At 38.2% G+C, this 1,959-nt stretch carries 4 protein-coding genes; 3 read left to right on the forward strand and 1 reads right to left on the reverse strand.

Annotated elements, in window-relative coordinates:
- Window positions 1-180 precede the first annotated feature (180 nt).
- A complete protein-coding gene (locus ACFIJ0_RS07445; RefSeq protein WP_375622771.1) occupies window positions 181-690 on the forward strand; it encodes an antA/AntB antirepressor family protein in 510 nt (169 codons plus the stop codon).
- Here ACFIJ0_RS07445 and ACFIJ0_RS07450 read toward each other — a convergent pair.
- On the reverse strand, window positions 667-891 hold the full coding sequence (locus tag ACFIJ0_RS07450; protein WP_015856236.1) for an Arc family DNA-binding protein: 225 nt from the start codon (window positions 889-891) through the stop codon (window positions 667-669). The genes ACFIJ0_RS07445 and ACFIJ0_RS07450 overlap by 24 nt on opposite strands.
- A gap of 75 nt (window positions 892-966) precedes the next feature.
- Here ACFIJ0_RS07450 and ACFIJ0_RS07455 point away from each other — a divergent pair, with 75 nt between their 5' ends.
- Window positions 967-1,170 (forward strand): Arc family DNA-binding protein, encoded by a 204-nt coding sequence (locus ACFIJ0_RS07455; RefSeq protein WP_004859798.1) that lies wholly within the window; start codon window positions 967-969, stop codon window positions 1,168-1,170.
- Window positions 1,163-1,924: a phage antirepressor KilAC domain-containing protein gene (locus ACFIJ0_RS07460; protein ID WP_375644168.1), complete on the forward strand. Its 762-nt coding sequence runs from the start codon at window positions 1,163-1,165 to the stop codon at window positions 1,922-1,924. The genes ACFIJ0_RS07455 and ACFIJ0_RS07460 overlap by 8 nt, the downstream gene beginning before the upstream one ends.
- Window positions 1,925-1,959 lie beyond the last annotated feature (35 nt).

Consider the following 1,959-nt stretch of genomic DNA (forward strand, 5'->3'; position numbering starts at 1 on the left):
CAATTTAAAAGCTTTGACTCATTGTATGCTACACGCATATAATAGCTTTGTCGGGTGTGGTTATGCTATACAATACCCTTTTGGGAAAAGCATAACGACGGACTGTGTACCGTGTTTTTCAGCGCCCGGCACTTTGTTAAAAGTGTTAATGAAAAACGTCTAATTACACAGGAGTTCATAATGAACACTCTTATAAAAATTACAGAACAAGTCATTGATGGCGATACTGTTCAGACAGTAAATGCACGTAATCTGCACGCATTCTTAGAGGCAAAACGAGACTTTTCCAATTGGATTAAAGACCGTATTATCAAATACAATTTAGAAGAGGGAATAGATTATATTTTAACGCTCGCCAAAACTGGCGAACGTCAAAATGTAGTGTTAAAAGAATATTATCTTACACTAAGTGTAGCAAAAGAGCTTTCTATGCTTGAGAACAATAAGAAAGGTAGAGAGGCTCGTTTATACTTTATCAAATGTGAACGGCTTTTGAAACAAGTAGTGACACCACAAGTTGACTACTCTAAACCGGAGGCATTGCTTGGTGTTTTGAATCACTTACAAAGCCAAATTGAGCAGAAGGATAACACCATTGCCGAATTAACACCAAAAGCAAAAGCTTTGGAAGGCTTAAAACGCTCTGAGGGGGCTATGTGTGGCATCTTATTGTTTTTTATTCACGAGTGATTGTTCAAGGAGCTTTTTGAGATCTTCTGAATTCATTGCCAGTAGGTGATTTAATGTAACGGTAGTGCGGACAGAATCTTCTAAACGAGCAAGAATTTCACCCGTAAGGCTACGATGATTTGCTTCAGCAAGCTCTTCCAATTGATTTTTCAGTTCAATTGGAATGAGAAATTTAAATTGCACACGATCTTTTTTTGTCATGCACCTAAAATATACCTAAAATACACTTGACACAAGGTACCTTTATGGTACTAAATATGTGCATATGGAGGTAAAATGAAAACGATCCAATATAAAATAAATATGCCACATACATTAAAGGAGTGGTTGTTTAATCGGGCGACTGAGAATGATCGCTCTCTTTCATCTGAAATAATTAACATTCTCAAAAAAGAAAAAGCGCTAGAGCATAAGTCCGCAAAAACTCTCTCTAACGCTTTACATCTAACTAACCTGAAAGAGGTCAATTACAATGAATAATAGCACATACTTACCTATCAATAAAGACAAATTAATCAAATTACGAGAAGTCGAAAACGAGCCTCGTGTTCGCGATGTGGACTTAGCAGAAAAATTAGGGTTTGTTCGTACACGTGACGTTAGAAAATTAATTACAAGAAATATGCAAGAAATAGAACGGTTTGGGAGGTGCGCCACTGTGGCGCACGTAATAAAGGGCAATAACGTAACAGAATATTGGCTTAACGAAGAGCAGGCGTTATTGATTGCGACATTATCGAATACAGAAAAATCTTCTCAAGTCCGTTATATGCTTATTAAGTTATTTGTTGCATGGCGTAGGGGCGAGATAAAGCAATCCTATGTTCAATCGATCGACTACTCCAGTCCAGCAGTAATGCTTGGTGTCTTAACGCATTTAAAAGATGAAAACGAGCGGAAAGACAATATCATTGCTAAATTAGAACCAAAAGCAAAAGCTTTGGAAGGCTTAAAACGCTCTGATGGTTTGTTCGGTTTGATAGAAGCAGCAAAGATGCTTGAAGTACGACCAAAGGACTTAACCGACTACTTGCGTCAAAACGATTGGGTCTATCGTCGTGCTCCAGGGGCGCCTCTGTTACCTTATCAGGACAAAATAAAGAAAGGCTTTATGGACTGCCCTGCTATCACCATTCAAAGACCGGATGGTACAGAAAAGGTCCTGCCTTCAACGAAAATTACATCCAGAGGATTGGCATGTTTGAGAGAACAAATCTTTGGGGGTGTGCAATGAATAGCAGTGTTGATTTATTATGTGATTTGTGGATG

The organism is Bartonella sp. OC68QHHN, from assembly GCF_042193875.1.
Taxonomy (GTDB): Bacteria; Pseudomonadota; Alphaproteobacteria; order Rhizobiales; family Rhizobiaceae; genus Bartonella; species Bartonella grahamii_A.